31 protein-coding genes are annotated in these 26,293 nt (G+C 63.2%); 15 read left to right on the top strand and 16 right to left on the bottom strand.

All coding sequences use genetic code 11. The features are described 5' to 3' along the window. Window positions 1-4: 4 nt before the first annotated feature. Window positions 5-1,282 (bottom strand): HNH endonuclease signature motif containing protein, encoded by a 1,278-nt coding sequence (locus tag FGL95_RS08285; protein ID WP_169585725.1) that lies wholly within the window; start codon window positions 1,280-1,282, stop codon window positions 5-7. Window positions 1,283-1,892: 610 nt separating this feature from the next. On the opposite strand from FGL95_RS08285, the gene FGL95_RS08280 reads away from it, so the two are divergent. Beyond that, complete coding sequence (locus FGL95_RS08280; protein WP_169585724.1) at window positions 1,893-2,429, top strand: hypothetical protein; 537 nt, start codon at window positions 1,893-1,895, stop codon at window positions 2,427-2,429. Between the two features lies 1 nt (window position 2,430). Here the strand turns inward: FGL95_RS08280 and FGL95_RS08275 are convergent, their stop codons facing one another. The 7 genes from FGL95_RS08275 to FGL95_RS08245 form a co-directional block, all read right to left on the bottom strand. Next, the gene (locus FGL95_RS08275) at window positions 2,431-2,763 is read right to left on the bottom strand and encodes a hypothetical protein (RefSeq protein WP_169585723.1); all 333 of its coding nucleotides are present in this window, start codon (window positions 2,761-2,763) and stop codon (window positions 2,431-2,433) included. A 61-nt stretch (window positions 2,764-2,824) separates the two neighbouring features. Next, complete coding sequence (locus FGL95_RS08270; RefSeq protein ID WP_169585722.1) at window positions 2,825-3,103, bottom strand: hypothetical protein; 279 nt, start codon at window positions 3,101-3,103, stop codon at window positions 2,825-2,827. Window positions 3,104-3,220: 117 nt separating this feature from the next. Continuing rightward, a complete protein-coding gene (locus FGL95_RS08265; protein ID WP_169585721.1) occupies window positions 3,221-3,553 on the bottom strand; it encodes a hypothetical protein in 333 nt (110 codons plus the stop codon). An 88-nt stretch (window positions 3,554-3,641) separates the two neighbouring features. Beyond that, window positions 3,642-3,974, bottom strand: a complete 333-nt coding sequence (locus FGL95_RS08260) for a hypothetical protein (RefSeq protein WP_169585720.1) — start codon at window positions 3,972-3,974, stop codon at window positions 3,642-3,644. Between the two features lie 114 nt (window positions 3,975-4,088). Continuing rightward, a complete protein-coding gene (locus tag FGL95_RS08255) occupies window positions 4,089-5,000 on the bottom strand; it encodes a MinD/ParA family ATP-binding protein (RefSeq protein WP_169585719.1) in 912 nt (303 codons plus the stop codon). Next, window positions 4,997-5,800: a DUF8176 domain-containing protein gene (locus FGL95_RS08250; protein WP_169585718.1), complete on the bottom strand. Its 804-nt coding sequence runs from the start codon at window positions 5,798-5,800 to the stop codon at window positions 4,997-4,999. Before FGL95_RS08250 ends, FGL95_RS08255 begins: the two co-directional genes overlap by 4 nt. 38 nt (window positions 5,801-5,838) lie before the next feature. Next, the gene (locus FGL95_RS08245; RefSeq protein ID WP_169585717.1) at window positions 5,839-6,849 is read right to left on the bottom strand and encodes a hypothetical protein; all 1,011 of its coding nucleotides are present in this window, start codon (window positions 6,847-6,849) and stop codon (window positions 5,839-5,841) included. A gap of 316 nt (window positions 6,850-7,165) precedes the next feature. Between FGL95_RS08245 and FGL95_RS08240 the strand changes: the two genes are divergently transcribed. From FGL95_RS08240 to FGL95_RS08190, 11 genes are all read left to right on the top strand, one after another. Then, a complete protein-coding gene (locus tag FGL95_RS08240; RefSeq protein WP_169585716.1) occupies window positions 7,166-7,630 on the top strand; it encodes a GtrA family protein in 465 nt (154 codons plus the stop codon). Further along, entirely contained in the window at window positions 7,623-9,842 is a 2,220-nt protein-coding gene (locus FGL95_RS08235; protein WP_169585715.1) for a glycosyltransferase family protein, read from the top strand. The genes FGL95_RS08240 and FGL95_RS08235 overlap by 8 nt, the downstream gene beginning before the upstream one ends. A gap of 126 nt (window positions 9,843-9,968) precedes the next feature. Next, complete coding sequence (locus FGL95_RS08230; RefSeq protein ID WP_206071606.1) at window positions 9,969-10,949, top strand: glycosyltransferase; 981 nt, start codon at window positions 9,969-9,971, stop codon at window positions 10,947-10,949. Continuing rightward, window positions 10,946-12,094, top strand: a complete 1,149-nt coding sequence (rffA, locus tag FGL95_RS08225; RefSeq protein WP_169585714.1) for a dTDP-4-amino-4,6-dideoxygalactose transaminase — start codon at window positions 10,946-10,948, stop codon at window positions 12,092-12,094. The genes FGL95_RS08230 and rffA overlap by 4 nt, the downstream gene beginning before the upstream one ends. Window positions 12,095-12,250: 156 nt before the next feature. Then, window positions 12,251-12,763, top strand: coding sequence for a L,D-transpeptidase (locus tag FGL95_RS08220; protein ID WP_169585713.1), 513 nt, complete (start codon window positions 12,251-12,253; stop codon window positions 12,761-12,763). 12 nt (window positions 12,764-12,775) lie between these two features. After that, a complete protein-coding gene (locus FGL95_RS08215; protein WP_169585712.1) occupies window positions 12,776-13,456 on the top strand; it encodes a phosphatase PAP2 family protein in 681 nt (226 codons plus the stop codon). Next, the gene (locus FGL95_RS08210) at window positions 13,453-13,845 is read left to right on the top strand and encodes a DUF1003 domain-containing protein (protein ID WP_169585711.1); all 393 of its coding nucleotides are present in this window, start codon (window positions 13,453-13,455) and stop codon (window positions 13,843-13,845) included. The genes FGL95_RS08215 and FGL95_RS08210 overlap by 4 nt, the downstream gene beginning before the upstream one ends. A gap of 39 nt (window positions 13,846-13,884) precedes the next feature. Then, window positions 13,885-14,478 carry a molybdopterin-dependent oxidoreductase gene (locus FGL95_RS08205; protein ID WP_169585710.1) on the top strand — a complete coding sequence of 198 codons (594 nt, stop codon included), beginning with the start codon at window positions 13,885-13,887 and terminating at the stop codon, window positions 14,476-14,478. After that, window positions 14,475-15,209: a ferredoxin reductase gene (locus tag FGL95_RS08200; RefSeq protein WP_338079758.1), complete on the top strand. Its 735-nt coding sequence runs from the start codon at window positions 14,475-14,477 to the stop codon at window positions 15,207-15,209. Before FGL95_RS08205 ends, FGL95_RS08200 begins: the two co-directional genes overlap by 4 nt. Next, window positions 15,209-15,463, top strand: a complete 255-nt coding sequence (locus tag FGL95_RS08195; RefSeq protein WP_206071605.1) for a DUF6510 family protein — start codon at window positions 15,209-15,211, stop codon at window positions 15,461-15,463. Before FGL95_RS08200 ends, FGL95_RS08195 begins: the two co-directional genes overlap by 1 nt. A 72-nt stretch (window positions 15,464-15,535) precedes the next feature. Next, window positions 15,536-15,727, top strand: a complete 192-nt coding sequence (locus FGL95_RS08190; protein WP_169585707.1) for a hypothetical protein — start codon at window positions 15,536-15,538, stop codon at window positions 15,725-15,727. Between the two features lie 7 nt (window positions 15,728-15,734). Here the strand turns inward: FGL95_RS08190 and FGL95_RS08185 are convergent, their stop codons facing one another. The 3 genes from FGL95_RS08185 to FGL95_RS08175 all read right to left on the bottom strand — a co-directional run bounded on the left by FGL95_RS08185 (window position 15,735) and on the right by FGL95_RS08175 (window position 16,596). Next, window positions 15,735-15,938 (bottom strand): hypothetical protein, encoded by a 204-nt coding sequence (locus FGL95_RS08185; RefSeq protein ID WP_169585706.1) that lies wholly within the window; start codon window positions 15,936-15,938, stop codon window positions 15,735-15,737. Window positions 15,939-15,952: 14 nt separating this feature from the next. Continuing rightward, window positions 15,953-16,318 carry a low affinity iron permease family protein gene (locus FGL95_RS08180; RefSeq protein WP_169585705.1) on the bottom strand — a complete coding sequence of 122 codons (366 nt, stop codon included), beginning with the start codon at window positions 16,316-16,318 and terminating at the stop codon, window positions 15,953-15,955. A gap of 104 nt (window positions 16,319-16,422) precedes the next feature. Further along, complete coding sequence (locus FGL95_RS08175) at window positions 16,423-16,596, bottom strand: CsbD family protein (RefSeq protein WP_169585704.1); 174 nt, start codon at window positions 16,594-16,596, stop codon at window positions 16,423-16,425. Between the two features lie 136 nt (window positions 16,597-16,732). Here FGL95_RS08175 and FGL95_RS08170 point away from each other — a divergent pair, with 136 nt between their 5' ends. The 3 genes from FGL95_RS08170 (at window position 16,733) to FGL95_RS08160 (ending at window position 19,806) form a co-directional block, all read left to right on the top strand. Beyond that, entirely contained in the window at window positions 16,733-17,446 is a 714-nt protein-coding gene (locus FGL95_RS08170) for a GntR family transcriptional regulator (RefSeq protein ID WP_169585703.1), read from the top strand. Window positions 17,447-17,523: 77 nt separating this feature from the next. Continuing rightward, a complete protein-coding gene (locus FGL95_RS08165; RefSeq protein WP_169585702.1) occupies window positions 17,524-19,068 on the top strand; it encodes an NCS1 family nucleobase:cation symporter-1 in 1,545 nt (514 codons plus the stop codon). A gap of 9 nt (window positions 19,069-19,077) precedes the next feature. Further along, a complete protein-coding gene (locus FGL95_RS08160) occupies window positions 19,078-19,806 on the top strand; it encodes an aspartate/glutamate racemase family protein (RefSeq protein WP_169585701.1) in 729 nt (242 codons plus the stop codon). Here the strand turns inward: FGL95_RS08160 and puuE are convergent. The 5 genes from puuE to FGL95_RS08135 are packed head-to-tail and all read right to left on the bottom strand — an operon-like array spanning window position 19,773 to window position 26,174. Next, a complete protein-coding gene (gene puuE, locus FGL95_RS08155; RefSeq protein ID WP_169585700.1) occupies window positions 19,773-20,696 on the bottom strand; it encodes an allantoinase PuuE in 924 nt (307 codons plus the stop codon). The genes FGL95_RS08160 and puuE overlap by 34 nt on opposite strands. Continuing rightward, on the bottom strand, window positions 20,693-21,691 hold the full coding sequence (gene alc / locus FGL95_RS08150) for an allantoicase (protein WP_169585699.1): 999 nt from the start codon (window positions 21,689-21,691) through the stop codon (window positions 20,693-20,695). The genes puuE and alc overlap by 4 nt, the downstream gene beginning before the upstream one ends. Then, window positions 21,688-22,905: a DUF6986 family protein gene (locus FGL95_RS08145; protein ID WP_169585698.1), complete on the bottom strand. Its 1,218-nt coding sequence runs from the start codon at window positions 22,903-22,905 to the stop codon at window positions 21,688-21,690. The genes alc and FGL95_RS08145 overlap by 4 nt, the downstream gene beginning before the upstream one ends. A gap of 12 nt (window positions 22,906-22,917) precedes the next feature. Beyond that, complete coding sequence (locus FGL95_RS08140) at window positions 22,918-23,919, bottom strand: zinc-binding alcohol dehydrogenase family protein (RefSeq protein WP_169585918.1); 1,002 nt, start codon at window positions 23,917-23,919, stop codon at window positions 22,918-22,920. A gap of 5 nt (window positions 23,920-23,924) precedes the next feature. After that, entirely contained in the window at window positions 23,925-26,174 is a 2,250-nt protein-coding gene (locus tag FGL95_RS08135; protein ID WP_476726935.1) for a protein kinase domain-containing protein, read from the bottom strand. Between the last annotated feature and the right edge of the window lie 119 nt (window positions 26,175-26,293).

Here is a 26,293-nt window from a genome sequence, read left to right as displayed (position 1 = left end):
TCGCCTAAGCCGCCGTCGCCAGCCCGCTGGCGCGGCGGCGTTCGTCTAGGTCCCAGTTGCGGAGCAGGACATCGGTGGCGAAGCTGACGTCCAGCGGCTCACCGGACCAGTCGGCCGTGATGGCGTCGGGTTCGATGTACCGGTACCGCTGCGTGAGGTCGTCGGCATTACCACTCAGCGGTGGCGCGTAATCGATTCGCGCACCGTTCGGATGGTGAAAGCTGAACTGCTGGTTGCCATGTGCAGTGATCGTGAAGTGTCCATCGTGCAGGGCGCGATGGTGTTCGCCGCAAAGTAGGACCAGATTGTCGAGCTCGGTCGGCCCGTCCTGCGAGACGTACTTGACATGGTGCGCGTGCAGGAATCGAGTCCGACCGCAACCGGGCACAGCACAGCAGCGATCGCGGATCACCAACTGCCGCAGGAGCGTTCGACTGGGGCGGCGCCGGGATTTGTCCCACGCGATCGTCGGCCCGAGCCGACCGTGGCGAATCAGCCGCACCGACGCCGTGCACAACACGTTCTCCAACGTCTGTGGGTCGAGGCCGGGCCCGTCGTCGAGGTGGGCGTGCGTCGTGTCAAGCGGTTCACCGTCGGGTCCGACGTGGATCAGTACGTCGGCGGCCGGGGCGACGACCGGGGAGTCGCTAGTGGCGCAGACGCTTTCGGCCATCGCGGTCATGGCTGGGACCGGGTTCGGCGGTGCGGGTGCGGTGAGGTCGGGTTCACGATCGTCGGTGCGGGTGCGTTCGTATTCGGCTCGGGTGAGCGCGGCGAGGAATCGGGCGCCGTCCTCAGGGCGGAATCGGGCGGTGAGGACGAGGTAGCCATCGTCGTCGTAGAACCAGCGTCCACCGGTGCGTTCGACGTCTTCGGGTGTGCGGGTTTGTTTCTTGAGGCCGCGGACGAGTCGGTCCAGGTGTGCGGCGGGCGACTCCAGTGCGATGCGGAGCAGCGATTCTTCGGTGTGCGGGGTGGCAGTGCGGGTCAGTGCCCGGACTTTCGAATACGACAGCGTGCCAGCCGCGAAAGCTTGTGCGATGCGGGGTAGTTCAGTCAAGGCTTTGGCGACACGGACGTATTCACGAGCGGTGTGCACCCCGACTCCCGCTTTCCAGGACAGCCAGTGCGCACACGAGTGGAGTTGCCAGCTGGCCCAACCGCGCCGAGCGTCGAATTCGGCGAGCAGGAAGAGGAATCGCGCTGTAGCGGCGGCGATCTGCCCTGCGAGCGTGCAGATTTCGGTTTCGAGTTGATCGATCGGTAGTTCCTCTGCGTTCATCGAACCCTCCCAGTCGATAGAACTGACGTTCTACGAAGCTAGCGCAGGGCACCGACAAAAAACGGTCGCCGGACGTCCCCGCGGGGACGTCAAATCACGGTCGGCGACCGACACCTTGTACGAGATCCCCAATTTCGTACGAAACCACCGCGGGACAGAACGCGATCTGGCTCGCGCAACTTTCGTACGCAATAGGAAGTTTCGTACGAAACGTGCCGCGCCTATTCGGCGGCCGGACGTCCCCGCGGGGACGTCTACGCCGATCAGCGGCAATCGACGTACTCGATGTATGCCCGGCCGCGCCGAGACCGTAGGAATAATCGCCGCCGGCCGTCGCTTCGATGGCAAGCAGGTCGTTGTCGTCGTTGTCGAGCACCATCCATGACAGGGTGTGCGGCAATCGCATCCCATCAGGTGTGCGGCGGGGCTCGGGTTCGTACTCGCTGACCTGAAAGTCGAAGCCTCGGTGCAACACCGAGCCGTGGTCATCGAGTGAGCGAACTTTGCAAAGATGTGCGATCCGTACACAACCTGCGCGCCCTGGCCGGACCTCGAGAGCGGCAAGCCGAGCGTCAGCCGCCGATAAGCACAACGGCGTACCTTGCGAGTTATGTCAGTTTTGCGTCTTTTGGCAGTCGCGCTCACTGCCGTTGCACTCGTTGCGGGGTGCAGTTCGGACTCGTCCGATGCGTCTTCGTCAGCGACGTCGACGCCTGTGCCCGCCAAACCCGTCGCCACGGTCCTTGGGTTCGGTCCCGTGACGGTCGGCATGACTCTGGACGAAGCGACCGCCGCGCTGGCGGGAATACCGGTCGAGCAAAGCCACCCGGCCCCGTACCCGTGTACAACGCTGTTCGGCCCAGCCGCCGGACGGATCTATGTTGCAGACGAGTCGGGTCGCGTGATCGGAATTGCCACACCGGACGGCACCCTCACCGACCGCGGAGTCGGCGACGGCTCCACCGCCGACCAGGTCAGAGCGGCGTACTCACGCGACCACACCATCGAAGTCGGACGCTTCGACGGCCTGGTCGTGAAACCCAACGGCAGCACAAATCCGCTGGAGTTTCTCTCGTTCGCACCCAAGGACGGCAAACTCGGTCCGCCATATGTCGGTCGCTATTACTGGGACGACGACTGCCCGTAATCTACTGTCCCGCTTTGACGATCGGTCCGTACCAGATCACCGGTGCAGCAGATCCGCTGCACGACACCCAAACATCCGCGCCCGGCGCGAACCGGAGGAAGATCGGGTTCGGGCCAAGGGTCCACTGGTAGTAGCCCGGCCCGTACTGAACGAACGGCGGCGACAAACTCAACCCCTGGCACATCCACCATTCACCCGCGGGAATGTCGAAGCGGATGATGCCGCCCGGCTCAGGCGCCGGAACGGGTGGCGTCGCGTGCGCTGAATTCATCCCCAGACCGACAGCCACGACGGCCGCAGAGCCAACAAACGCAGCTTGCAAATATTTCTTCATCAGTTTCTCCCCCTAATGTGAATGTCCGATGCGCCCGAGAGCGCCCACCCGTTCCCTCGCTCTAGTTGCCGACCTTCACGATCGGGCCGTACCAAGCGATCGGCCACGCGGTCCCACTGCACCTGACCCACACATCCGCCCCCGGCGCAAAACGTAGGTAAAGCGGACTCGGCCCAAGCACGACCGGCGATAGCTGCCAGAACGGCGGAGCGAGACTGATTCCGTCGCAACTCCACCACTCACCGGGCGCGAGGTCCATGCGGATGATTCCACCGGGTTCTGGTACTGGAATCGGCGGCGTCGCCTGCGCCGAATTAGTGCACACGCCGATTGCCGTCACCGCTGCAGCGCAAAGGAATGTGACCCTCAAATATGTCTTCATAAACTCCCCCGAATTATTTGACTCACAGATCTGCGCGATTGCGCAAGATTGTCGAGCTCTGAAATATCGGACCCGCTAGTTTCCGGCCTTCACGATCGGTCCGTAGTAGATAACCGGCAGTCCCGTTCCGTTGCATTCGACCCATACGTCGGCGCCAGGGGTGAACCGCATATAAATCGCCGCAGGCCCAAGGGCATACTGGACCGGACCAGGAGTCACTTGATAAAACGGCGGCTGCAGGCTCAGCCCCTGACAGCTCCACCATTCTCCAGGAGCGACATCAAGGCGAATTACACCGCCAGGTTCGGGCGTCGCGACCGGTGGCGTCGCCAGCGCGGAGTTCGTCCCCGACGCAACCGCAGCCGCAGCAATGACCCCAATAAATGCGGCTCTCGAAGTGTTACTCATGCCTCTTTCCCCCTGTACTCAAGGCTGAAATTGATCACTTGACTCGATTTTCGGGCCGCGGCGGGCCAGGCCTGACCATGCCAGATCTTTAGTTGCCAGCCTTCACGATCGGGCCGTAGTAAACGATCGGAAGCGCGGACCCATTGCATTGCACCCACACGTCGGCGCCCGGCGTGAAGTGCAAATAGATTGGATTCGGCCCCAGCGAGTATTGGTACAAGCCCGGAACGAGCTGAAGGAAAGGCGCTTGCAAGCTGTAACCAACGCAGCTCCACCATTCACCAGGCGCTACGTCGATCCGAATCACGCCTCCCGGCTCCGGCGTCGGTACGGGCGGTGTGGCTTGGGCCGAGTTCGACCCCATCCCAACAGCAACTACTGCAGTAGCGCCGACCAACGCGGCCTTGAATGCATTCTTCATGTGTGTCCCTCCCTAGCGGTAACCCACACTAATTGCGCAGGTTCGAACAATCGAACAATTGAACTAAACAAGAATTGCGGGCTCAAATGTGCGTCCTCAGCCGACATACTCGCTTCACGACGTCAACTCCCGCAAGACATTTCGATACGCTTCGCGCGTCTCGTCACGAACCTCGGACCACAGAATTCGCTCCCCGATTGCGAGGTGCGGGTCGTATGGAATCTCCACAACCGAACGCACCCAGCCATCCAAGTTCCGGCGCAAATGACCCGCCACGTCGGCGTTGTCGCGCGGCGACTGCCGGCACACAACGATGACCGTGTCGCCGATAAGAAACTCACCGAACTCGTCGTCGAGCCAGGACAAGACAGGCTTCAGTCGGTTTGCCGCATCGGGTCGCGCTGCGACGACGAGCGCCAACGAGATTCGCGAATCCGCCAACAACGGCCGAACTCCGCGGGCGGACACCGGCGCTCCCCCGTCGTAGACCGGAACCACGCCCGCGTCGCTCAAATGCCGGTGCACCGACACCATCGTTTCCCGCCGCGGCAACGGCCGATCGTCGCGTGGCAGCACCAATGCCCCCGACGACGCTCTGCCGCACGCGGCCTCGACGGTCGACGGCAGGCTCGGATCGTCGGACGTCAACCACGTCTGCAATGTCGACATCGGCCGTTCCTCGTCTGCAACCCGAGCGACAAGGTCGCTACCACCGGCAGGAGTCGCGTCGACTACTACCGAATCGACATCGAGCTGCTCGTCGGTCGCGATGACCGAAGCCAAACCCTGCGCGGTCGCGGTCACCCCGGCGCCTCCGCTGCCACCCAAAACAAGTAGCGGCGGCGGAGCCAAGAGACCAGACGCAGTCATTGCCGTAGTCCAGACTCGGAGAAACTTGGGCCGCTCTCGACCCAGCTTTGCAATGTCGGTCGGCGAACCTGCCGGAGCCGGAGCGAACAACCAGTCGTGTGCACCGTCGTCCTTCGTCTCGTCGCGGACAGCATCCTCGCTCGTCAACAAGGTCACGACCCAGCCGCCGTGATGGAGGTGATCAACACATGGCCGTCCGGTTGAACGCCGGTCGACACGATCGTGTCCCAGGCCTGGGTCTGACCTCCGGGGTAACGCTCTTCGACCGTGACAGCGAAACGCTCGGCGGCGAGCACGGTGATGTGCACGCAGTGCTGAGTTCCAGCAGGAAGCGCTGCGATCGCTGCTTGCGTGGCCTCGACAGGGGCGACAGTCGCGCCAGGCGCGAACACCTCACGCATTCCCGCCGCGTCCCGCTCGACGTAGAACTTGTGGTTGAGCCGCAGAATCTCCGCTGGACCATTGGATAGATCTCCAGGACCTGCGCCGCGAATCTTCGAGCCCTGATCCAAATCGCCACACCACGGTTCAGGTGTCGCGGCGGGTTTATCAGCGGTGGTGGTCGGTGCGGTGTTGTCGGTAACGGTGGCCGCTAGATCTTGATTCGACGAGGATTCCCTCGGCCACAACAGCGCTATTGCGACGCTGCCTACTACAAAGACAGCACCCGCAGCGAGAGGGAGCGCAACTCGCGCTCGCCTCCGCCAAATTTGGCGCGTGCGCGCCTTGCCTTGCATTTGACGAGCAATCTCGTCGATGTCGAGCGGTGCCGCCCGTCGGACCGGTTCCGGCTCCGATTCGAATTCCCGCGACTCGCCTTCGCCGGGCTCGAACCATGGCGGCGCGCTTGCATCATCCGCGGCTACGGAATTCGGCTCGATGGAAGGAAACCACTCGTTCGGCCTCGCTTGTTCGGGCGAGTTCCGCACGGCATCGTCATTGGTCTCGTCGGCCATACGCGGAACTCCCTTCTTGTTTGCTGGTCTGTTGTGAACTATTCAGCTGGCATCAACGTCGGAATCTGCGACAAAGCAACCTGGAACTGCTCGGCGAAAGGCTTCGTCTGCTCGTTGAACTGGTCGACGACCGGCTGAATGGCCTGCTGCGCCTGCTCGACGTAGGGACGCGCTTGCTCGACCACCGTGGTCCGGACTGCCTCGACATTTGCGAGGGTTGAGTCGACTGCCGGTTGTGCGGCGGAGACGAACGGCTGCGCGAAATCTGCGAGCGAGATTGCAGGCAAGGTCGGGAGCGCGGGCAGATTTGGATCGGCATTTTCATCGCCGGCTCCGACTGCAGCGCCGAAGGCCGCTCCGCCGACACCACCGATGAGTCCGCCGGCCAATGCTGCCGGAACGCCAAGCAGCGCCGCGCCACCGGCGCAACCAGCCAGTGCACCGATCCCCGCACCGGCAGGTGAACCGGGGCCGCCCGTCGTCGCGAATCCGATAATCGCACCCGCAATAGCACCAACCGCCGCGCCGCTGGCGCATCCAACAACCGCCGCGGGGACGCCACCAACGACAGCGCCAACCCCCGCACCGAGTGAACCGGCAGCAACCGCAGCGGCGGCGCGTTTGTCGGATTCGCTGGTGGTGAGGCCGGTCGCGCGCCAACCTTCAGAGAATTTGGCTTCCGTGTAGGACGCCCAGCGGTTGATGAGGGACATGTCTTCGTCCGACATCCATTCCGGCTTGTCGGTGATGTAGGTGCCGATTCGCACCTTTCCGGCGGGCGCTTCGATCTCGGCGACCGGACCGGTCGACTCGACTTCGGGCGTCGAGTAGTTCGTCGAGTAATTCGGAATCTGACGCGTCGGACCTGTTCGTGCCGGCGGCGCGGGAACGTAAGGCGCGACGTAGGACGGCTGAATCTTCGCGGGCGCGACCTCGGCGGGCGCTTGCGGCGCCGTGACGCCCGGCTGTGCAGGCGAGGGTGCTGCGATGCCCGGTTGGCCTGGGGCTCCAGTGGCATTCGATGCCGCGAACGCCAGGATTAACGGCACCGCGACTGGTACTCCAACGACTCCGTAACGCTTCACAGAAACTTCCCTCCCAAGAGTTCACGCGCGTAAGTCACGGCCGCGCATTGCGAGCCGCCACTCGAAATAGATCCCACCCAGCCAGCAACCCACACCCGGCGCATGTTTGCTACAAAGTAGCCGAAACTCCCCGCCGCAGCCAAAACCTGCTGGTTGTCTTCCCCCAGCGGCCAGTCGAAGCTAGCCGCGTAATCGCCAAAATTAGCCGATTGGGTTATTCATCGCAATTCGCCGGACCGTCGCGACGTGTCGCTTGCGTCGGCCTGAGACAATTCGGCCCGTGAGCGACAGCACCGAGCTCGATGCCAGCCCTCCTCCTGGGCTGTTGCTGCGCCTGGCCCGGACCCAGTCGATCGCGTTTGCCGTCGTCGGCTGCGTGAATACCGCGATCGGCTTCCTGCTGTTCGTCGCGTGGGTGACCATCCTGGGCGATCACCTTTACCTTTGGTCAGTCGCGTGCGCGTACTCGATGAGCGTGGTGATTGCGTTCGTCCTACATCGCACGCTGGTGTTCAAGGTGCGTGGGCATGTGCTCCGCGACTTCATCGCCTTCGTGGGTATCAACGCGTTCGGCTTCGGATTGAACATCGTTCTGATGGCCCTGGCGGTCGGCATCCTCGGCTTCCCGCCGATCCCGTCGCAGTTCGTCGTGATGGGAATCGTCGCGGTGTCTAGCTTCTTCGGCCACCGACACATCTCCTTCCGGCGTCCGTCCTCTGTTGTAGTGTCACCAACTCGTGAGTGACCCGCGGAAAACCACGTGGCGCTGGGCTGGCGTGACCGCCCTGGGCATCGTGGTCGGCTTCATAGCTGTGCTGCTCGCGAACGTCCGCTTCTTCTATACAGACGACACCGAGACGCAGTACGTCCCGTTTTGGCTTCGCGTCGGCCAACTCCTTCGCGAGGGCCACTTCCCGACTGTTGCGCCCGAGCAATGGATGTCAGGGAACTTCGCGGTCGAAGGTGAGGCGGGGATCTACAACCCACCGCAACTGCTGATCAGCTTCATCGCGCCGTCGGTCGACAACCTTCTCGTCCTCGCGACGGTCGTCAAATTCCTTTACACGCTCGTGCTCGCACTCGGCATCTTCCGCATCTGTATCGAATACGGAGCGAAGCCGCAGTGGGCAGCTGTCGCGGGCGTCGCGTTTCCGTTCTCGGGTTGGTTCCTCTTCCTCGACCTCGCGAGTTGGGCAACGTCCTTGGCGGGCACCGCGTGGCTCGCCGTGACCTGGGCCGCGGCGGTACGCTACGCGCGCGGTCGAGGCGGACCGATCCCCGTGTTCGTGTTCGCGTTCTTCGCCATCACGACCGGCTATATCTGGCCCGGCCTCGAAACGATCTTGATGATCATCGCGGTCGCGGTCGGCGAACTTGTGTACCAACGGAAGTGGTTCCCGTCGATCCGCGTCGCCCTCGCCGCGGGCTTCGGCGTTCTTGCCGGGGCGATCACCTATCTGCCTGGAATCCTCTCGTCGAACGTGACGTGGCGCGACGCCGAGTTCGTACTCAAGAACGACGGTTTCATGACCGTGCCCTGGTCGGAATCGTTGAACGCCAGCCTCCCGACGACGCTGCCGTCGTTTACCTCCTGGTTCGGTCTCATCCAGCCGATGCCGATGGTCTACATAGCCTGGTTCCTGATTCCCGGCCTTGCGTTCATCGACTGGAAAGCGGCGGCCAAATCCGCGCGTGAGGTCAGCGCTATTGCGATCTTCGCGAGCATCGCGCTGATGTGGGCAGCCGGACCAGCAGTCATCGGACCACTTCGTTGGCCGGCGCGAGTGTTGCCCATGCTCGCTATGGGTCTGCTGATTCTGGTTTGTGTATTACTGAGCCGCCACGGCACGCTGCGGAGTCTGCGGTCGCGCTGCATCGCCGCGGGCGTCCTCCTCGGCTTGCTGTTGCTGCGGACGATGTCGGCCGCACCCAGTGGACGGTTGTGGCTGCACACCGGCGGCGCCGTGGTTGTTGCCGTGCTCGGCGCGGCCGTGTTGTTCATCGCGGCCAAGCGGACGCCGACAGCGGCGTGCGTCGCTCTCATCGTCACCATCGCGCCGATCGCGTTCTACCAAGTTCACGCGAAGGTGCCCCATCCGATGTCGTGGAACATCCCCGAGCGACGCTCGGTCGCACAGGCCGGTTTCCCCGACTTCACGGGCACCACGATCCAACTCGGCGACAGCCTGCAATTTCCGAACGACGCCAAGGACATCAACGGCGTCTATGGCTCGCTCGTGGTCGGCTACTACGCCGGCGACCTGGGGCTCGACTACGTCAACGGCTACACCCCGATCGGCCACTATTGGTTCTCGCAGCACCTCTGCATGAAATGGGACGGCAGCGTCTGCCCCGACGCCCGTCGGCGACTGTTCGAAAAGGAACCGACGACCGGTAAGCCGCTGGTCGACCTGATGAAGCTGGACCGCGTCGTCCTGCAACGGCTGCTGTATCCGGACGCGATCAAGGACGCGCCGCCGCCGGGCTGGCATTGGGTCGACTATCCCCCGCACGGCAAGTGGATCTACGTTCTCGAGCGTGACGGCGGACCGATCTCGTCGGACAACGGTCGCATCGCCGATGCGCAGGGCGTCACCGCGACGTCGGTGTCGGAATCGGATCCGACGAGCCGGGCGCGCGTGACGTCCGAGAACGGTGGCCGCGTCGTCTTCGCCCGACTCCCCTGGCCCGGCTACAGCGTCACCCTCGACGGTCGCGAACTCGACGTCCACAACGTGAAGGACATCTTCCTCGCAGTCGACATCCCGGCCGGCACGAAAGACGGCGATCTCGTGGTCACCTTCCGGCCGCCTGGGTGGAAGACCGGGCTCGCGGCAGCGGCGCTCGGACTGTCGGGAATCGGTGTGCTGCAGTGGCTCTACGTTCGCAGACGGAAAACAGACGAAGCCGCGGACGACAGTCCGGCCGAATCGAAGGACCTTGTCCCCGCCTCGTAGGGGACGACACCGCCGTTATCAACGTGTTATCGTGCCTCTCGCCCTTGCGCCTCGTCGGCGCCGCACATGCCCGCAAGAAAGTCACCTCTTTGATGCCGCACTTGACCACCGGGATCGGTGCCCTACATGGGTGATCGGATTCATTCGGTGTCGGTAGTCGTGCCGGTGTATCGAGGCGAGCAGACGATCGCGGGTCTCGTCGCTGAACTCGATCAATACGCGTCGCCGACCGAAACTCCCAACGGCGCCTTGTTCGCCGTCGAGGAGATCGTGCTCGTGCACGACAACGGACCCGACCGTTCGGACGTCGTCCTCAACGAGCTGGCCGATCGCAACGACCGCATCCACGTCGTCTGGCTCAGTAGGAACTTCGGGCAGGACGCGGCGACGATCGCCGGTATGGCCGTGTCGCGCGGCGACTGGATCGCGACGATGGACGAAGACGGTCAGCACAACCCGGCCTACATCGGGACCTTCCTCGACGCTGCGCTGGCCGAACGTGCGGACCTCGTCTACTCGAAGCCGACCAACAACCCGCCGCACAGCTTCTTCCGCAACGTGACCTCGCGTGGCGCAAAGCTGGTGCTGTCGACGTTGTTCCAATTCCCCAGCGCGACGCAGTTCGAGAGCTACCGCCTGATTCGCGGCGATATCGGCCGCAAGCTCGCCCAGGTCGCGTCCGCGGGCGTCTATCTCGACGTCGCCCTGACGTGGGTCGTCGGCCGGACCGCCACGGCGCCGATAGAACTCCGCAACGAGGGCCGCGAGGAGTCCGGCTATACCTATCGCAGCCTCTTCTCGCTGTTCTGGAAGATGGTGCTGTGCAGCGGGACGCGCGGTCTGCGGATCGTCAGCATCCTCGGCATCGCCCTTGCCACAGCAGGCGGAATTCTCGCCGCAGTGGTGATCGTGCAGAAAATCAACGGAGTATCCGACCCGGCAGGATGGGCATCGACGATCGTCGCCATCCTTCTTTGCTCGGGCGCAATTCTGTTTTCCCTCGGTTTGATCGCCGAGTATCTCGGCGTGGCTCTCCATGTTTTGGCAGGCCGACCCCTATTTTTGACCGTGGACACCCCGACGCCGCGCCCGGACGGAGCCAAATGAGTACCCTTCGCAGCGACACGATTCCGCTGAACCGGCCCTTCCGCGCGCCTGGCGAATTGGAGAACCTCGCCGAAGTCCTTGCGTCCGGCCATGTGCACGGGGACGGCAGATTCACTGCTTCCGCGACTGCGAAGCTGAAGCAGATCACGTCCGCGCCGCATGCCTTGCTGACAACGTCGTGCACACATGCGCTCGAACTCGGCACGCTGCTGCTCGAACTCCAGCCCGGCGACGAAGTGATCGTGCCGAGCTTCACCTTTCCGTCGCCTGCGACCGCGGTCGCGCTGCGGGGGGCGACGTGCGTCTTCGTCGACATCGACGAGACGACCGGCAATATCGATCCCGCTGCCGCCGCCGAGGCGATCACCGAGAAGACCAAAGCCATCATCGTCATGCATTACGGCGGCGTCGCAGCGGATATGGGTCCGCTGCTCGAACTCGCGGAGGAGCACTGCCTCGCGATCATCGAGGACAACGCCCACGGTCCGGGCGGCACGTGGATGGGTCGCCCACTCGGCACGATCGGCACCATCGGCACGCTGAGTTTCCACGACACCAAGAATGTGCACGCGGGCGAAGGCGGTGCGCTGCTGCTCAGCGACGACCTGCTGATGATTCGCGCGGAAATCATGCGTGAGAAGGGCACCGACCGCGCCCGCTTCCTGCGCGGCCAGGTCGACAAGTACGGCTGGCAAGACATCGGTTCGAGCTACTTGCCGAGTGATCTGAACGCCGCAGTCCTCGACGCACAGCTCTCTGCATACGACGAGATTCAGGCCAACCGCCATCGTGTGTGGAACACCTACGCGCGCGAGCTTCCTGCGTGGGGGCAACGCAACGATGTTCGCTCGATGGTCGTACCGGCGAATCGCGAACATACGGCTCACCTGTACTACCTCCGGATGCCGTCCGAGGACGTCCGCGACGAGTTCATCACCCACATGCGCGACCGTGGAGTGGCGACGCCGTTCCATTACGTGCCGCTGGATACGAGTCCCGCGGGACTGAAGATGGGCCGCACGCCGGTGCCATGCACGCGCGCTGCGGAGTTCTCCAGGACGATCACTCGACTGCCGATTTGGCCCGGGATGACGGATGACCAAGTTGCGCGTGTCGTTGACGCCGCGACCGATTTTGTGGCCTAAAATCGCCTCTCCCGTAACTCCTGTCCCAAACGTAACATTCAAACGTGTTCAACTTTGTGTTTTCATGCTCCATACTGAGTCCGGCAAACGGGGCCATCCCATCCGGGGAACTGACGTGTAGGGTGCCGGGAAATCGGTAGAGAGGGCAGCAACTCAATGAGAAGCCAGCGTTTACGTAAGTGGTTCGCAGGAGCCGCAGTGCTCGTCGGCGTCGGGTCGGCCGGGTTCACGATGACGGCTCCCGCGCAAGCAGACCCGATCTTCCCGGGCGGTCCGGATATTCCCGGCATCCCCGCGATCATTCCTTCGCCGTCGGGCGGAGCGCCCTGCACCGCAGCCGGAGTCAAGACCTGCTTGCGTATAAGCACCAGCGAAGCGTGGCTGATGGACAACGGCAAGGTCGTCTGGGGCCCGACCCGCATCTCGACCGGCCAGCCCGGTTACGAGTCGCACGTCGGCGTCTTCAAGGTGTTCCTCAAGAAGCTCCACCACTGGAGCACATTGCACAACGCTCCGATGGATTTCGCAGTCTTCTTCGATGGCGACATCGCCTTCCACATCGGACCCGTCGACTTGGCGTCGCACGGCTGCATTCGCATGCTTCCCGACGCTGCCGAGAAGAACTACAACCACCTCAACATCGGCGACGTCGTCGAGGTAGTCGCCTAGCTACAGTCAGGTATGGCCTCTGCCCGTACTTGGACACGATCCGCGCTGATCGTCGCGGTGTTTGCGATCCTGGTCGTCCTGACCACGCAGGTCACCGCACAAGGTTGGCTGACGGACGCAGATGTTCCTGTGCACGATTGGTTCGTCGACCATCGCACTGACCGCTGGACCACCGTTGCGGACTTCGTCACCAACGCAGGCGGTCCGGGATGGGTCGTCACCACTACGGTCGTGCTCGCCGCGTTCGTCGCCTGGCGCCGCCGCTCCCCCATGCCCGCGATATTCCTGTTGGGAATCGTCGAAACCGCAGCTATCGCGAGCAAATTCACCAAACTCGCGGTCGGCCGCGATCGTCCACCAGAGGTGAGTCGATTGGCGACCGTCGCCGACATGTCTTATCCGTCCGGGCACGCAACGCACATCGCGGCGTTCGTCGGAGCGCTGTGGGTCGTGTTCGAAATACGTAAGCACTCCACTGCGCGCATTGTGTCTCTGGCAACTTTGTCAGCGTTCGTCGTCGCCGCGGTTGCGTGCAGCCGCCTCTACCTGGGAGTTCACTGGCTCACCGACGTCGTCGCCGGCGTGTTGATCGCCGCGGTCGTCGTCTTGATCGGGGCACTCGCGTATGCCCTGGTCGACGGAGGCGAACCTCTGATCCAGCGAGTAACAGCGCGTAGAAGGGCAATCGTATGAGTCGGTCCGTACAGCACCACCCCGCTGTCGTCGCCCACCTCGAACATCGGGCATCCGACCTTCAACTTCGGATCGCCGACGCGATTACGAAGTTCGCGGGCTCGATGCCATTCGTCTATCTGCATACCGTCGTGTTCGCCGTCTGGATGGTGTTCATCGAGTCGTCACCATGGCCGACGTTGACGCTCGTCGTCTCGCTGGAGGCGATATTCCTGTCGACCTTCGTCATGATCGGCCAAAATCGTCAAGCAGCATTCCAACACTTGAAGGCCGATCACGACTTCATCGAACAAGAGCTCGAGTTGAAGACCAACACCGAGCTGACCAGGGCGATACATGTCATGACCACAGAACTGCATCGCCGCCTGTTGACCCGAGAAACCGAGTGACCGAAACTCGTACGGTTGGGTGTCACCGAAAGGTTGCTCATGTCTACCTTCACACGTGGTTTCACAGGCCGCCGCCGCGAACGCGATGATCGGTTACCGCCAGGCCAGACCAAGGTCGACGACTGGCCCGTGCTCTCGGCTGGACCGTCACCGAGGATCGATACGGCCAAGTGGGAGTTCACGATTCGCACCGAGTCCGACACCGTACATCGGTGGAACTGGGACGAGATCCACGCTCTCGGGGTCGAAGACATCACCACCGACATTCATTGCGTCACGCACTGGTCCAAGCTCGGGATGGACTGGCGCGGCGTCTCGCTGGACCGACTCTTCGAGAATGTCGATACGAGCTACGACTATGTGATGGCTCGCAGCTACGGCGGCTACACAACGAACGTCCCGTTGGACGAACTGCTCGACGGCCAGTCCTGGATTGCGTTCGAAGCAGATGGCGAACCGTTGGGCATCGAACACGGCGGCCCCGCCCGGCTTCTGGTCCCGAAACTGTATTTCTGGAAGAGCGCGAAGTGGATTCGCGGTCTTCAAATGATGCCGGACGATCAACCAGGCTTCTGGGAGCAGGCTGGGTACCACCTGCACGGCGACCCGTGGAAGGAAGAGCGCTATTGGTGACTCGACGCCGAGCGACCTGGCACACGGGGACCGTCGTCGAGGCGAGACCGGAGACATCCAGCGCCCGCCGGATCATCGTGGACGTGCCGAGCTGGCCGGGAAATGATGCCGGTCAGCACATCGACGTGCGCTTGACCGCTCCCGACGGATATCAGGCGACCCGCTCCTACTCGGTCGGGAGCTCTGGGCCGGGTACCCGCATCGAACTCGCTGTCGACGAGCTTCCGGACGGCGAGGTGTCGCCGTTTCTCGTGCGCGACTTGCTCGTCGGCGACGAACTCGAGATCCACGGTCCGCTCGGTGGGTTCTTTGTCTGGCGACCAGGGGACAGCACACCAGTGCAGCTGATCGCCGGTGGATCCGGCGTCGTGCCGCTCGTCGCGATGGTGCGCGCTCACGCTGCGGCCGACGACGCAACTCCGTTTCGGTTGTTGTACTCGGTTCGCTCCCCCAACGACATCTTCTTCCGAGACGAGCTATCGACTGCCGCCGCCGATGCGTCGCCCCTGCAGCTCGACTACGTCTACACGCGCGAAGCTCCAGACGGCTGGCCGACACCACCAGGCCGCCTGACCCGAGAAACTCTCGCCTCTGCCGTCGTCCCACCAGCCGACGGACCTCGCATCTTCGTGTGCGGGCCGACCGCATTCGTCGAGGCAGTCGCCGGCTGGCTCCTCGACCTGGGCTTCCCGTCCAGTTCGATTCGCACCGAAAGATTCGGAGGCACGTGATGTCGCACGTCGACGGCAATGCATTGGCAGGTCCATTCGCTGACTTGTTCGCATTCGACCTGACCGCAGCATCGGCGCGATGTATCGGCTGCGGCGCGGTCGCAGCACTCGCGACGGCCATGGTCTACAACGGTGCGGCGGGCACCGTCATTCGCTGCGGTAGTTGCGATGGGGTCCTTGCCACGATCGTCCAAGCCCCGGACCGCACCTTCTTCGGCTTCTCGGGAATCAGTGCGATCGAGGTTCGCCGCTGATCAGATGCCAAATCCGCCTATCACGGTTTAGTAACGTTGTGGCGTGGGTAACCACAGCACATGATGTCGAAAATGGATCGACCTCCCACAACTATCGCAGGCGTTGAAGTCGGCGTTGTGATCTTGGCGGCCGCGCTGTGCCTCATCGGAGGTGTCTCCGTCGCGCTGCTGCAAGGCTCAGTGTTCGCAGGCATCGCGAGCGCCTCCGCCCTGTTCGCCGGAATTCTCCTCACCATGGGCATGCTGCCCGATAGCGCGACCTGACGGTCGGCTACTCCGGAGCTTGGTCTTCGCTCTCGACCTGCTCCGTTTTGGCCCTGTCGTCGGCGTTTCCGGGCGCACCTGCGGCCCGACGCTCGTCAGTGATCCGCTCTTCCAATTCGTTGACCACCCCCGCCAGGTCCTTGTCCCGCTCGTGTCCACTGTCCGGTGGAACCAAGAGGTCATCTTTTTTGTTGGCGTCGTCTTCTGCCATTGCAGTACCTCTCGTTAGTGACCAAGCCGGTCTTCTAGGTCGTGTTGCTCATCGACGGTGCGTTCTTCGGCATCGATCACTTCGTTGTCCGCGTCCTCGTCGGCGTGGATCAGCTCGTCGAGCTTCAGCAGAATGGCATTCGTGTGCTGGTTCGTCGTGTGCTGAATGACGAACAGCATTACGAGGCTGACCAGCGCAATGACCGAGTGGACTGTAATTTCCCACCAGTGCGGAAACCGGAAGCCGGCCCCGAGCGCCAGCAGGACGACCACCACAATCACCGCTGCCACATTGACCGCAACAGAGCCCGCCCATGCCGAGACGAAATGAACCGCGCTCGATACTCGCTTCTCGTGCTCGACTGAACGCGTATTGACCATGAGCCGCGTATACCCAGGTAGACGCAAATTTATGCAGTCGTTCAACGCAAGAGCGGCGGGCGGAGTCTTCAGACTCCGCCCGCCGCCAACGTCTATAGACGGACTCAGCTCTTGAAGGCGTCCTTGACCTTCTCGCCAGCGTCCTTCAGGTTCGACTTGGCCTGGTCCGTGCGACCTTCGTTCTCGGTCTCGCGGTCACCAGTGGCCTGTCCAACCTTCTCTTTCGCCTGTCCGGCGAGGTCTTCGGCCTTGTTCTTTGCTTTATCGATGGCACTCACTAGGTGAATCCTCCTCGTTGTCGACGACCCCCAGCCGGGGCTCATAGAAGGACTACCCGGGGCCAGCTAAGTGCAAACATGAGTCACGCATACTCGGCGTCACATCGCCGCAACATCGGACACCTATTCTTCGCGAATGTCGCAGCGACGCAGGTCGGTGCTGCTGTCGCAACTGGTCATCGAGCGGCCCGGCAGTCCGCAAACCGCCATCCTGAACGAGCTGCGCCGAGTGATACTCGACGGCGCAGCGCCACCGGGGACCCCGATTCCGCTGGGCGACGTCGCCGACCTGTTCGGCGTCAGCCATATCCCAGTCCGAGAATCACTCAAGACGTTGATCGGCGAAGGCCTCGTCGACCATCGGCTGAATGTGGGTTACGCGGTCGCGCAGCTGACTCCGGACGAGTTGCGCGAAATCTACATCGTGCGTGAGAGTTTGGAGACCGCTGCGCTGTCGGCGGCGATAGAATTTGCCACCGCTGCCGACCACCGCGAGGCGACCGAGGCGAATGTCGCTTTGGAGCAAGCCCTTCGGGACGATGATCCACACGCCTACCACCGCCACAGCCGACGTTTCCACCTCGCGCTGACGCGGCCGTCCAAGATGCTGCGCCTACTGCACATGCTCGAATCCGCTTGGAACATGACCGAACCGGTGCAACCGATGGTGCATTCGACCGGACAGGACCGAATGGCGCTGCACGACGATCACAAGCAGATGCTCGACGCATTCGTCGCCGGTGATCTGCGCCGTTTGCTGATGACCGCCGAGGCGCATCATCGTCGGCTCAATTCGGTCATCGCCAAATTGCCGACCCACACAGGTCTACTCGCGTCGGAAGATATATAACTGCCGCAACAGCCACGCAATCTGGCGTGGATAGCGTCTGGAATGTCCGTTCGAGACCGTCCAGATGGGTCCACGCCATGACCGATACGCTCCCCACCCACGCTCCTCCGCTGCCACCCGGCGCCGCGGCTGATCTCGTCGAAGCCGCAGGCCACCCCGTCGGTGGTGGGCTCATCAAGCCCGGTTACGACCCGCGGCTGACCAACGAAGACCTCGCCCCGCTGCGCAAGCAAGGCTGGGGCTCGTACAACATCTTCGCTTTCTGGATGTCGGACGTGCACAGCGTCGGCGGGTACGTCACCGCAGGCAGCCTGTTCGCACTCGGGCTGGCGAGCTGGCAGGTGCTGATCTCGCTGCTGATCGGCATCGCGATCGTCTACTTCTTCTGCAATTTGGTGGCGAAGCCGAGTCAAGCCACGGGCGTTCCGTATCCCGTGATCTGTCGCAGCGTGTTCGGTGTGCTGGGCGCGAACATCCCCGCGATCATTCGCGGCTTGATCGCGGTGGCCTGGTATGGAATTCAGACTTTCCTCGCGTCTGCCGCACTGGATGTCGTCCTCGTCAAGCTCTGGCCGTCCCTGGCGCCCTACGCCGTCGCCGACGATTACGGTTTCCTCGGCTTGCCGGCACTGGGGTGGGGCAGCTTCATGCTGCTGTGGGTGGTGCAGGCCTGCGTGTTCTGGCGCGGGATGGAATCGATTCGCAAATTCATCGACTTCTGCGGTCCCGCTGTCTACGTCGTCATGTTCCTGCTGTGCGGGTACTTGATCTCGAAGGCCGGTTGGAGCGCAATCGATCTCAACCTGGGCGACGTGAAGTACTCCGGCTTCGATGCAGTTCCCGTCATGCTCGGCGCCATCGCGCTGGTCGTTTCGTACTTCTCGGGTCCAATGCTCAACTTCGGCGACTTCTCCCGCTACGGACGCTCGTTCGCCGCAGTGAAGAAGGGCAACTTCCTCGGCCTGCCGGTGAACTTCTTGGTCTTCTCGGTTCTCGTCGTGGTGACGGCGTCACTCACGGTCCCCGTGTACGGCGAACTGATCACCGACCCGGTCACGACGGTCGCCAAGATCGACAGCACCTTCGCAATCATCTTGGGCGCCTTGACCTTCGCCATCGCGACGACCGGCATCAACATCGTCGCCAACTTCATCTCTCCCGCGTTCGACTTCTCGAACGTCAGCCCGCAGCGGATCAGCTGGCGCGCGGGCGGCATGATCGCGGCAATCGGCTCGGTGCTGATCACGCCGTGGAACCTCTACAACAACCCCGACGTCATCCACTACACCTTGGAGACGCTCGGCGCCTTCATCGGACCGCTGTTCGGAGTCCTGATCGCCGACTACTACTTGGTCCGTAAACAACACGTGGTCGTCGACGATCTGTTCACCATGTCGACGAGCGGAACATACTGGTACACGAAGGGATACAACCCGGCCGCCGTGGTCGCCACGGTCGTCGGTGCGATCGTAGCGATGATCCCAGTGCTCACCGGCGACAGTGTTTACGGCATGCACACCGCCGCCCAGTACAGCTGGTTCATAGGGTGCGGCTTGGCATTCGGTGTGTACGTTGTGCTTGCCACGCGATCACGAATGAAAGTGACGAATGTCGACGCTTAGGCACTGCTGATGAAGATCAAGATCATCAATCCGAACACCACGTTGGCGATGACGGCGAAGATCGACGAATGTGCCCGCGCTGTTGCGGGCGAGGGCACACTCATCGAAACAGTCAGTCCAGCAATGGGACCAGCATCGATCGAGAGTCACTACGACGAAGCGTTGAGTGTCCCCGGCCTGCTCGCCGAGATCATGCAAGGCGAACGAGACGGCGTCGAGGGGTACGTCGTCGCCTGCTTCGGCGATCCCGGACTCGAAGCCGCGCGTGAGGTCGCGCACGGACCTGTCATCGGGATTGCCGAAGCCGCAATGCATATGGGCAGCTTCCTCGGCCGCAGCTTCAGTGTCGTGACGACGCTGGAGCGCTCCGCAGGCCGGACCTGGGAGCTCGCAGAGAAGTACGGGATGGCACGTTTCTGCCGTGGCGTGCATCCGTGCGACGTGGCTGTGCTGGACCTCGATACCGATCCGGACGCCCACAAGATCATCACCGAAACCGCCTTGCGCGCAGTCGAAGCCGACAAGTCAGATTCGGTGCTCCTCGGTTGCGCGGGGATGGCCGATCTTTGCAAAGACATTTCCGACGAGATCGGCCTGCCGGTGATCGACGGCGTCGCTGCCGCAACGGTCATGGTGGAGTCGATGATTCGGTTGGGCCTGCGCAAGTCCGGCCGCGGCGAATTCGCGACCCCGATCCCCAAGGTCTACTCAGGAATTTTGAGCGAATTCGGCGGGTGAATCGCACGCCAGTGCTCGGCGATCTCGATCCGACGAGCGATCCATACCTGTTCGTGCGATTGGACGTGGTCGAGGAATCGTTCCAGTGCAGCGGTTCTGGCGGGGCGACCCACGAGCCTGCAATGCAAACCCACTGACAACATCTTGGGTCGCCCGTCGACGCCTTCGGCGTAGAGAACGTCGAACGCGTCCCGCAGGTGCGCGAAAAACTGTTCACCACTGGGAAATCCGGCCGAGGACGAGAACCGCATGTCGTTGGTGTCGAGCGTGTAGGGCACGACCAGATGATCCTTGGCGCCGACCTTCACCCAGTACGGCAGATCGTCCGCGTAGGAGTCGGAGTCGTAAACGAAGCCGCCGTGCTCGACGACCAGCTCGCGCGTGTTCGGTGAGTCGCGACCGGTGTACCAGCCGAGCGGCGCTGCACCCGTCAGCTCGCGCAGGATCTGCACCGCTTCGGCGAGATGCGCGCGCTCGGTCTCCTTGTCGACGAATTGATAAGACAGCCAACGCAGTCCGTGCGACGCGATCTCGTGCCCCAGTTCGCCGAATGCGGCCACCGCTTCCGGGTTGCGTTGCATCGCCTGCGCTACGGCGAAGATCGTCAACGGCAATCCACGCTTCTCGAACACCCGTAGCACTCGCCACAGGCCCGCCCGCGATCCGTACTCGTAGATCGATTCCATGCTCATGTGCCGTGCCGGGAACGGTGCTGCCGGCGTCATCTCGGAAAGAAACGTCTCCGAGCCGGAGTCGCCGTCGAGGACTGAATTCTCGCTGCCCTCTTCGTAATTGAGCACGAACTGAACGGCAATTCGCGCATCGCCCGGCCAGTGCGGATGCGGCGGGTTCGGTCCGTAGCCGACCATGTCACGCGGGTAGGTGTTCATCGCGCGCTCCGTTCGATTTTTGCGATTGCGGCCGCGGTGAGCTCGCCATAGAGGCGCAGCCGGGCGAGTCCGCCGTCCGGAAAAATGTCGAGGCGCACATCGGTGACCGGCGGGCCCGTGTTGACGTCGAACCGCTGCCGAGCGTCGGGAATCAGCTCGGTCCGCCCCAGTAACTCGATCCACTCACCCGCAGTGGTACGACCCCGCAGCGCCGCAGCACCGGGACAGTTTCCGATGAAGTAGGACGTGTCGATCTCCGCCGACGCGATCACGCCCTCGCCGGCCAATTGCACCTGGACCCAGTCATTTTCAGCGTTTCGGCGCCTCGCCGTCTCCCACCCGTCGCCCATCACGCGGGCCAGTCCGGGGAACAGCAGGTTGTGCGGCGAACTGTAGAAGCGGTTGGAGCAGTCGGTGACCAACGCACCGTTTTCCAGCGCCGCGAGGTCAAGCGGCCCGGACCGGAGGTAGTGCGGATCCGGCTTCCCTTCACCATGGACCCGAAAGCGCGCGACTCCCCCATCTGGATGCATCGTGAGTTTCACATGGGTCCAGCGCTTATCCGACTCGACTGCGAACGGATTGCGGCTGTCGCCATACACTTTCGTCTTCTCGATTATCGGTTCCCAGTCCGTGCGCACAGCCAACTCGTCGGCGGGCGGATAGCCGGACACCGAGACAGCCGAGACCGAGATCTCCGGCGGGAAGTTGCCTTTGAACCACGCTGTGTCGACTACGACGCCACGAATCACGCCGGGCACGCCGAGCCGGACGATCGCTTCGTCGATCCCCGTTTCCCGCCGCCGCCGGGTCTCCCAGCCGTCGTAGATCTGGCCTTTGTGCCCGAAGCTCGCGGGTTGATACGACGCCGGACCAGGTCGAATCAAATTCTCTTTCTCGGCGAAGGTCTCGTCGTTCGCCCAGACCACGGCGCCGCCGAGCGGCCGCAACGCAAGGTCGGGCAACATCGTGAAATCGGGAACAATCTCGCTCATCGAAGCCTCACCGGTCGTCGTTGCACCAAGTCCTCCAACACCGGCCGCTCAGGGGCGGCGACGTCCGCACCGTCGAATGCCCCACAATCCAAGCCGCGCAGCACTACTCGCGCCAGCGCCTCGGCGGTGGCTGGCTCGTCCACAACGCCCCCGGCACGCCGCTCCACATATGCGTCGAGCCGCGGGATTGCGGCGTCGGCAGCGCTGCGATAGAACGCGAAATTCGCCAGCCATCGCGTGACCAGATGGCCTGGGTGCATGTCCCACCCTTGGTAGTAGCCGCGTTCCAGCGCTCGGGTAACCAGCGCGTAGTGCCGCCGCAACGCCGCCTCGACCTGCGGGCCGTCGCCGGTCGGCGCTATCTGCGTAGAGCCGTCTGCGACCCACACCCCGGTCTGCGCGGCTGCGGCCAGCATGACCCCTTTGGCGTGATCGGCTACAGGATGGTCCAGCGCTTGGTATTGCGCCGCGATGCCGCAGGCTGCGCTGTAATCGTAAGTACCGTAGTGCAATCCAGTACATCTCCCCTCCGCGATCGATATCGCTCGGGCGAGTGTGACGGTCCCGTCGGCCGCAATCACGGCCTGCGGGCTCTCGATCTGCAGCTCGAACTGCAATGCGCCGGAGGTCAAGCCGTGCGCCCGCTCGAGGGCAGCACACAATCTGATCGCCGCCGAGACTTGCTCGACGGCACGAAACTTCGGGATCGTGAACACGAATCCTGCCGGGACGCCACCGGCCGCGTCGAGCACCAGCTCCAGCGTGCGTGTCGCCCTTTCCCATTCGCCGACCGTCAACCCCTTGATCCGTATTCCGCAGGCTCGCAGTCCATTCAGCGCTCCGAGTACCGCACCCGCCCGCCGCGCGTCCGCGTCTTCTGTTGCGTCGTCACGAAGTCCGTAGCCATCTTCGAAATCGAGCCGCAGATCCTGTATCGGGTTGCGCTCCAGCGCGTCACGAACACGGGTCACCAACACCGAATCGGCCAACTCGGCGAGGACCGCTACCTGCCCATCGAGCAGAGTCGTTGCCGCCGAACCCCATCGGTCCGGCAGGTCCGGCGATGCGTCTGCGGCGCTGACATACACGGTGTGCAAGGGCTGGATCGCGGCACGCTCGCCTGGGTAGCGCGCCGCGAGATACCCGTCGACGTCGCGCAGAATCTGCTCGACCGCACCAAGGTCGGCGTCGGACAATCGCGATTCGTACGGCATCCGCCTATGTTTTCACGGAACCAGCACTGCCGCTCCTGCGATTCGGCCCGCCGCCAAATCGGTCAACGCGCGATCGGCCTCGGAAAGCGGATATTCGGGCGTGGTTACGCGAATTGGATGGTGGTCGGCGAAGTCGAGGAAGTTGCGCGCGTCGGCTCGCGTATTCGAGGTGACCGACAGGATTTGGCGCTCCTGAAACAGATGTTTGTGGTAGTCGAGCGATGGGATGTCGGACAGATAAATTCCGGCGATGGCGAGGGTGCCGCCGCGGTCGAGGGCTTCCAGTGCGGGCGGCACGAGGTCGCCGACAGGCGCGAACAGAATCGCCGAGTTCAGCGGCACAGGCGGGCGGTCGTAGACCCCTTGCACCGAGGTTGCGCCCAGTTCGAGCGCAAGGTCGCGGGCTCGCTCGTCGCGAGTCATCACGTGCACCTCGGCGCCGTCGGCGATCGCGATCTGCGCGGTGATGTGCGCACTGCCGCCGAAGCCATAGATGCCGAGAGCACCGCCGGCCGGAAGCTGTGCGCGCACATACGATCTGTAGCCGATGATGCCGGCACACAAGAGCGGGGCAAGCTCGGAGTCGGAGTAACCCGTCGGCAGCTCCAGCGCGAAAGCCGCTGGCACAGTAGCATATTCGGCATAACCACCGTCGGCGTCCCAGCCGGTGTAGCGCGAATTCGGACACAGATTCTCCGCGCCTCGCAGGCACTGGTTGCACACCCCACAGGTCTCGCGAAGCCACGCGATTCCGACGCGATCACCGATCGCGAACCGCTCGCCCGCGTCGTCACCGAGCGCCAACACTTCGCCGACGACCTCGTGGCCCGGAATCACGTCCGCGCGATGAACGGGAAGATCGCCCTCACTGACGTGCAGGTCCGTCCTGCACACTCCGCACCTCAGCACTCGGACCAGCAGCTCCCTCGACGCCGGCTCCGGACGCTCGATATGGACCTGGGTGAGCGGCTTACTCGACATCGGACCAGGCCGCTGGACCTGCCAGGCCACCATCGAGGTCACGACTGATCTCGTCCCTTGTTGTCGTCCGAGGCACCTAGCGCACTGTTGACCTTGTTGAGCGCCGCGGCAAACAGGCCCTTCGACTTCGACGTCACCTGTTGCACAGGCCCTTTCGTGACCATGGCGAGAAGGGCGTTCATTCGCGAGGTCTCCATGATGTCCATGCCGGTGGATTCGATCAGGTCCAACGCAAATTTCGGGTCAGCGGCGGCCATTGCATGATCGACGGATTCCCGCAGCATTCCGTGTTCGGCGAACCACCGCGACGCTCGCAGATGCAGACTACGGACCCGCCCTGGGTGCGCGCGCTCTAGCCGCTGCCTTAGAAAATCTGCGAACAACAGCTGAAAGCGGAACCAATCGGGGTCCTCGGTGCGCTGCAAGAACAAACCGCGGTGGACGGCGTCGTCGAGCAGCGCGCGAGCGTTCTCGTCGTCGGACATGGCCGCTGCCAGACCGCTGTTGATTCGCTCGGCTACCGACGCCGCCATCAAGAACTCGATCATTTCGGGTTCGAGTGTGTGCAACACGTTTTCGATCAGATACTCACCGATGGCGCTGTGACTGCCCGACATTCGGCTGATCTCGTCGGCAGACCTGCCGATCGAGCGTGTCGTAGTGCCACTGCCCCGCACCGCCAACGCGAAAAGCTGCAGCGCGGCGACCCAGCCTTCGGTCGCTGCCCACAAGGCCTCGATATCGGCGTCGGACAGGTCGAGCCCACGCGCGTCGACGAGAAACTGCTTCGTCTCGTCGAGGTCGAATCGAATTGCGTCGGAATCGATTTCGACCAGTTCGTCGCGAACACGGAAACGCGCAAGCGGCAATCCCGTCCGTGACCGACTCGCGACGACTATCCGCAGATGGTGGCACCCGTGGTCGAGGAGAAATTCCAGCGCGGCGATCGAATCACGATCGGTGACGCGATGCCAATCGTCGATCACGAGCGCAAGGGTCTCGCCGCTCGTATGAATCTGTTCGATCAGCGCAGTCAGCACTGCACGCAGCGCATCGTCGCCTTGCTCCTCCAGGCGCTCGGTCGCGTCGGCAGCAAGGTCCGGGCGGACCCGTCGAATCGCGTCGATCATGTGCGTGACGAACCACACCGCGTTGTTGTCGTCACCGTCGACGCTCAGCCACGCAACCGCAATTCCGTCGTGGATCAGAACGTCTCGCCACTGCAGGAGCAACGCCGTCTTGCCGGATCCGGCCGGCGCATGAATCGCCGTCAGCTGTCGGCCTCCGCCTGCTTTGAGGATCTCCAGCAGACGCGACCTCGGCAGCGACGCCTGCGCGGACTTCAACGGACCTTGGGCTACCGTGGCCGGGACCGGCCGGGGACGGTCCGTGGGCAGCGCCATCTCGTCATGCCGCAAACCGTGCTCGTCTTCGACCAGCTGCAACATCTGACCGAATTCGGCAGCAGTGGCCGGCCTCTTCGACGGGTCCGCTGACATCGCCGCTTCGATCGCCGCCACGAAGTCGACAGGGAGGTCGAGCTCGCGTAGATCAGGTATCGGCTCGGATGTGATTCGCAAGAATTGCGCGACGACCTTCTCGCCACTTTTTCGCTCGAACGCCGCATGCCCGGTGACGAGGCAGAACAGTGTGGCGCCGAGCCCGTACACGTCCGAACGCACGGTCGGTTCGTGGCCCTGCAACACCTCGGGCGCCGTGAACGCGGGCGAACCGGCGATCGCATTTGTCGATGTCTCGAAACCGCCCGGCACCCGCGCGATACCGAAATCGGTCAGCTGTGGCTCGTCGTAGGCGGTCAGCAGAATGTTCGCGGGCTTCACGTCGCGGTGCAGGATGCCGGCGCGATGCGCCCATTCGAGCGCCCCTGCCACCTTGATGCCGATCCGCACCACCTCCGCCCACGGCAGCGGACCGCTCTCGCGGAGCAAGGCCTCGAGCGAGCCACGCGCGTGGAACGGCATCACGATGTACGGCCGGCCCGTCATGGTCACGTCGACCTGCAAGATGTCCACGATGTTCGGATGACCGGACAGGCGCCCCATCGCATGTTCCTCACGAAGGAACCGGTCGCGGTTCTCCTGGTCCAGGTCGGCGGACAACACCTTGACCGCGACGGTCCGGTCGAGGGATCGCTGTACGCATTTGTAGACGACGCCGAATCCGCCGCGACCGATCTCCTGCGCGTCGGCCAGGTCGGCGACGTCGAGTTCGGCCACAATGTCCGGTCTGAGGTCGCGCTGAGTCGAGGACGGCTCCGGTCCTGTGATCACGGAGCTGATCTTGCGACCGTCCTTGGGCGCGCCCATCTCACCACCCTTTCGAGCGAGTAGTTCAGCATACCGCCGGGCCTGCGACTGAACTCGGGCCGACAGAGCTACATTCCTTG

Origin of the sequence: Antrihabitans stalactiti, assembly GCF_012932915.1 — a bacterium.
In the GTDB taxonomy this organism is placed as follows: domain Bacteria; phylum Actinomycetota; class Actinomycetes; order Mycobacteriales; family Mycobacteriaceae; genus Antrihabitans; species Antrihabitans stalactiti.
Note: the sequence above shows the minus strand (reverse complement) of the source record. Positions and strands in the feature narration are given on the sequence as shown.